The sequence below is a fragment of the Luteolibacter pohnpeiensis genome, from assembly GCF_016595435.1.
Lineage (GTDB): Bacteria > Verrucomicrobiota > Verrucomicrobiia > Verrucomicrobiales > Akkermansiaceae > Luteolibacter > Luteolibacter pohnpeiensis.
In genome coordinates this window covers 1-4,715 of record NZ_JAENIJ010000072.1, presented here as the reverse complement: position 1 = coordinate 4,715, position 4,715 = coordinate 1, and the positions used below count along the sequence as shown (strand labels likewise).

Annotated in this window: 8 protein-coding genes; 1 reads left to right on the top strand and 7 read right to left on the bottom strand. The window is 51.5% G+C overall.

All coding sequences use genetic code 11. From position 1 onward, the window contains the following. Positions 1-252: 252 nt before the first annotated feature. The gene (locus JIN85_RS19755) at positions 253-1,272 is read left to right on the top strand and encodes a tyrosine-type recombinase/integrase (RefSeq protein WP_200274086.1); all 1,020 of its coding nucleotides are present in this window, start codon (positions 253-255) and stop codon (positions 1,270-1,272) included. On the opposite strand, the gene JIN85_RS19750 is transcribed toward JIN85_RS19755, so the two are convergent. The 7 genes from JIN85_RS19750 to JIN85_RS19720 form a co-directional block, all read right to left on the bottom strand. Next, the gene (locus tag JIN85_RS19750; RefSeq protein ID WP_200274084.1) at positions 1,255-1,485 is read right to left on the bottom strand and encodes a hypothetical protein; all 231 of its coding nucleotides are present in this window, start codon (positions 1,483-1,485) and stop codon (positions 1,255-1,257) included. The genes JIN85_RS19755 and JIN85_RS19750 overlap by 18 nt on opposite strands. Positions 1,486-1,512: 27 nt before the next feature. After that, a complete protein-coding gene (locus JIN85_RS19745) occupies positions 1,513-1,836 on the bottom strand; it encodes a hypothetical protein (RefSeq protein ID WP_200274083.1) in 324 nt (107 codons plus the stop codon). Between the two features lie 483 nt (positions 1,837-2,319). Beyond that, a complete protein-coding gene (locus JIN85_RS19740; RefSeq protein WP_200274081.1) occupies positions 2,320-2,577 on the bottom strand; it encodes a hypothetical protein in 258 nt (85 codons plus the stop codon). 148 nt (positions 2,578-2,725) lie between these two features. After that, positions 2,726-3,112: an ASCH domain-containing protein gene (locus tag JIN85_RS19735; protein WP_200274079.1), complete on the bottom strand. Its 387-nt coding sequence runs from the start codon at positions 3,110-3,112 to the stop codon at positions 2,726-2,728. Further along, a complete protein-coding gene (locus JIN85_RS19730) occupies positions 3,109-3,426 on the bottom strand; it encodes a VRR-NUC domain-containing protein (protein ID WP_200274077.1) in 318 nt (105 codons plus the stop codon). The genes JIN85_RS19735 and JIN85_RS19730 overlap by 4 nt, the downstream gene beginning before the upstream one ends. 76 nt (positions 3,427-3,502) lie before the next feature. Further along, positions 3,503-3,706 carry a hypothetical protein gene (locus JIN85_RS19725; RefSeq protein ID WP_200274075.1) on the bottom strand — a complete coding sequence of 68 codons (204 nt, stop codon included), beginning with the start codon at positions 3,704-3,706 and terminating at the stop codon, positions 3,503-3,505. Next, a complete protein-coding gene (locus tag JIN85_RS19720) occupies positions 3,703-4,494 on the bottom strand; it encodes a hypothetical protein (protein WP_200274073.1) in 792 nt (263 codons plus the stop codon). The genes JIN85_RS19725 and JIN85_RS19720 overlap by 4 nt, the downstream gene beginning before the upstream one ends. Positions 4,495-4,715 lie beyond the last annotated feature (221 nt).

Sequence of the window (4,715 nt, the reverse complement as noted above, 5' to 3'; positions counted from 1 at the left end):
GCTCCGCGTGATCGCCCAATGCGGCTGAAACCCATCATCAATCCAACCTCAAAACCTCAACAAAAAGCCTCATCCCCAATCTTTGGGGTAGACCCGCCATCCTCACCACCACTTTTGGAGAGAAACCATAAAGTGGTGGCCCGAGCCGGATTCGAACCAGCGACACGAATCAGTGTTATTTATTGCTGTTTTCACTATGAATTTGATGGTTTTTGGAGTGACTTGGCGGGCTTCCATGCTGAACCTTGCTGCATGGCCTCCTTCTACTCCCGAAAAAATAGCCCGTTCTACTACATCCGAACCAAGGGGGCGAATGGAGAATGGTCTGACAAATCTTCCGGTATCCGAATTGGCTCCCAAGGGGCTATTCGAAAGATCCATCAGAAGGTAGCCGAGTTTACGAAAAAGGAGAGTGAGCAAGCGTCGGACGGCTCCGCGGCGGCAATGCAACAATGGGTTCCGGGTTGGTTTTCTCACCACTACACCAACGAGCTTTCCAAAAAGCGGGCAATGAATTGCTGGGCACACCTTTCGACGTATTTCGCTCTGAAAAAAATCAGGCATCCGCAAGAGGTCACCTATAGCGTTTGCCACGACTACATGAAATGGCGCAGCGATCCGGCGATTTGCGAGAAGGATGAAAGAAAGCCTGGCAACTGGAACACGGCCCTGACTGAAATCCGGGTTCTTGGTACGATCATGCAAGAGGCAGTCGCCCAAGGGTGGATAATTTCCAATCCGTGCGCTCGCCTGAAGCTCGGTCGCCGGGACGTGAAAGAGAAGCGGGCGATCGAGCGCGATGAGCAAGAGAAGATCGAAGAGGCGCTGAAAAGTTGCCCGGAGTGGATGCAAGATTCGTGGCTTGTCGCCATGAAGCAGGGATGCCGACTCAGCGAAGTCAAAGCACCGCTGAAACGAGTTAGCCTGTCCGCGATGGCGATTTCGTTTCGGGTAAAAGGCGGAAGCCTTCACACCGCTCCCCTCCACGCCGATTTGGTTCCTCTTGTGAAACGCAGGCAGGGCCAAGACGCTGAATTTTTGGTCGATCTGCCAACAAACGCATCGAAGCTCTGGAACCAATGGCTGACAAATCAGGGGTTCCCGGATCTGTCGTTTCACTGCATCCGTGTCACTGTCATCACTCGATTTGCTCAAGCGAATGTCACCGCTGAGAAAGCGATGCAATACATCGGGCATTGTGACGAGATGGTTCACGGGATTTACCGGAAATTGCGGCCGAAGGACGTTGCCAGCTTAGGAGATATTCTCTGATTCAACTTCGTCTCGCGGGTCGATTTTCTTCCCATCGAGGATCTCGGCATTTTTGGTCAACCAATCGTAGGCCATGCCAATGCTGGCCCGCCCCAATGGCATTTTGAATCCGTATTTTTTCATCTGCCGAATGAAGACCCTTTTAACCCCAAGCGCTTCGGCCAGCTCATTCATATTGAACAGCCTTGGGTCATTTTTTGAAATCTGGCTCATGTAATAATTTTGCTGGAAAGTGTTAGATTACGACGGTTGCCGTTGAGTCAGTGGTGGATAGTAGTCCGGTGCTTTCGGTGCAGGGCCTTGCATGCCGTTGAGGACCCAGATTCGGATTTGTCTGGAAACATTTGCACTGTAGCCGTCGCTGGAGATGCCCCACTGAGCGGCGAGCAACAACGCTTCTCGCGCGGCGTCCCGTTCGCAAATCAACCGATATTTACAGCCTTTCGCATGATCGATCGGATTTGGGGACAGCCGGAAGCACTCGCAAGAGGCGACGATGCTGTCGGAGTCAACGCCTGATTCCTGAGCGCCATTCGCTTCGTTTGTTTCGCTTGGGTCACTCATGGGTTTGGCCTTTCTCCCGGATAAATTCTCCCCGAAGGTTCCGCATGGAAATACCTGCGGCTTTGAGCTGCTGTGGTGTTCGCTCGGAGGTTTTAACAGATCGCTCTTCGCAATTCACAAAGAGCTTGAAAGTTACCATATGCTCTGGCGAATCAGTCCGTAGAACTTCGACAAGGGCGTCGATTGCTTTGGTTATTTTTGGACTCATGTTAGTAATTTCAAAAAATTGATCTTCTATGATTTATCGATTCGATAACCAGCGCCCTTGTAGTCCTTCCCAAGCAACTCCAGACGATCCCGCTTTACCCCCCATTTCAATAGAATCGGCTACTTCTCTGAGATATTTGCATACCTCTTTCTGTCGACCTCGAGCGGTAACAAAAACCTCGATGAAGGAACTCACTTGATTCTGCGCAGTCGCCTCGCCTTGTTGTGCATTTTCTTGATTTTGTGACATACAACGTGTTTTGTCGTTAATGGATGTTAGGCAAGATTTGCTCCGCCACATTCGGCAAGCCAACGAAGCCATTCAGGCGCATCCTTGATTTGCTCGATTCTGGTTGCCATATCACGAAGGACTTCCGGTGAATACCTCACTTCGTCATGGTTCTCGGGCGGTGATACGTCGATCCCGAATGCGTTAGCCAAGGCGCACATGGCGCACCATTCGCCATTGGTAATATTGATGTCGTCGTCTTCTTCGCCTTCGGGCGGATTAACAGGGATTAAGTGGACACTCATAATTCTTCATCTTTGATTTTGTTACCGACAGTGAAAGGATTGGGGCGATTTCTCCACCATCCCGGTTTGTGTGGCCGCTTGACTTTGCGGCGAAACTCCAGAGCGGCCTGAGCTTCTTCATCGATCCTGATGATCTCCGGGTGTTCGCTCATTTCGTTGCTATTTTAAGTTGTTCAGGATCGACCGGGAAATAGCCCAGCTTTCCGCGAAGGGGCGTGAATGGGAGCGGTTTAGGATCTTTCAGAAGAAATCCGTATTCCCCGAAAAACCACGGCGATGGATCTTCATCCACGCAATCTACTATTTTGACAGTACCAACGATTCCACCGCGTTCGAGTTCATCGAACGGAGGAACATGGACACCGAGTTTTCGGGCGAAATCTGCGGCAAAACCATACTCGTCATGAGTCATGCCCTTGGCGGCATGAACGTAAATTTGTCCGCGATAGTGGGTTTTCCATGGTCGATTCTCAATGTCCTTGTGTCCGTTGACGATCATCCATGCCCATGGTTGGCGAATTGATAGAGCGTTCATTCGATTTCTCCTTTCAGGTATTTGCGAAGGATTTTGAGAGCTACCACGGCGCTGTCACAGAGAATCGCCAAGTGACCTTGCTCTGTGAGTGCGTGGATTTTCTCCCACTGTTCCTCTTTGACCGGTCCCCCGGCCCTTTTGAATTCGATGTAAAGTCCGATATAGCGGGACCGAGCAACGGGGACGTGAATGTCAGGAATGCCAGGATTCAGACCTTCGGCCTTGAGCTTTTTAGCAACGCTAAAACCACGCCAATCACCGTTAGGAATTGCATACATGAGGAGAATTTCAGGAGCCTCCGCAACGAACAGCATGGCACGAGTGACGAATTCGATTTGAAGCTCGGATTCTGACCCTCTCCATCCCCCGCCCTTCTTCCCGAGTCGCTGGTCAATTTCCATTCTTCACCTCTTTCACTTCGGATTTCACACGCCAGATTTCGATGCCGTGCCCGGTTTCGACTAATGCGATATTGCATCCGACGAACTGAGCAACGGCCTTCTCAAGCATATCCGTTTCGGTTCGGAGATAAGGACTCGTGACAGATACCATGCTTTGACGCTTGGCCATCTCTGGAGTGATAGGCTTCATCATGGGCGGTATCCTTTCTCGAAGCACCAGAGGCGGAAACATGCGTGAAATGCGTCGAGTGCATCCAAGCCATTATCCCAAACTTTCATTTGGATCGGGCCGGGATTGTCGGACGGGATCAACAAGGAAACGAGAAGCGGCAACGGCTCGCCTTCTTCCCGGGTGCAATCAGCATAAGCGGCCAATTGCATCGACCATTCCTTATAGAAATTCCCATCGGCCTTTCCTTTGAGCTTCTGGCTTTTCGCGTCGATGATTGCCCGGCGGGTTTCCCCGTTATATTGGATCATCGCGTGAAGGTCCAAACGGCCGGCGTAGCCAAGCGATCCAACAACCGATTGCTCAGCCGAAATCACCTCAACCACATTTGCCCGATACCAGGTATCGAAACATGCAACATAGTCGAGGATTTCACCGGTACCTAGAAACGCGCCTTGGGTGCAATACTGCTCAATTTGCTCGTGAATCGCGGTTCCCCACGCGGCCGCTTTCTTCGTTTCTGCTTCCGATTCCTCAGCGATACGGGACAGAAAGTTCTCATGACTTTCACCCGGCTTTTTCTCAAGGTTGAGAGCGGCGAGAATTGACTTGTCGAGCTTCCACACGTCAAGCGCGGGCTTCGACTTCATTGAAAGGATGTTCGTGACTGACGGGATAAGTCCGAGCTTGCGGGCATCGGTCAGGTTTGTTTGCCGTGGAAGTCCAGTTGTCTTTGCAATTACCGTGTGGCACGGATCGCCGTTCTTGTGATACCAGTGAGCATCGCGCTCGCGTCTTTTGATAAGGGCCATGATAGTAAATTTGAAAATGGTGGCAGGAACGATTTGGCTTACTCATTTCCCGCGCCTGCCAGACGGGGAGCTTTGCCTGTGGGTAGGGGTTATGAATCGCTTTACGGGTAGCCAATGAGTGGCGCAGTGAAGGTCGCGTTCGCTCTGACGTCGACGGAACCGGACACTTCGGTGAGTGCTGGCGCCGTGAAGGTCGCGTTCGCTCTGACGTCGACGGAACC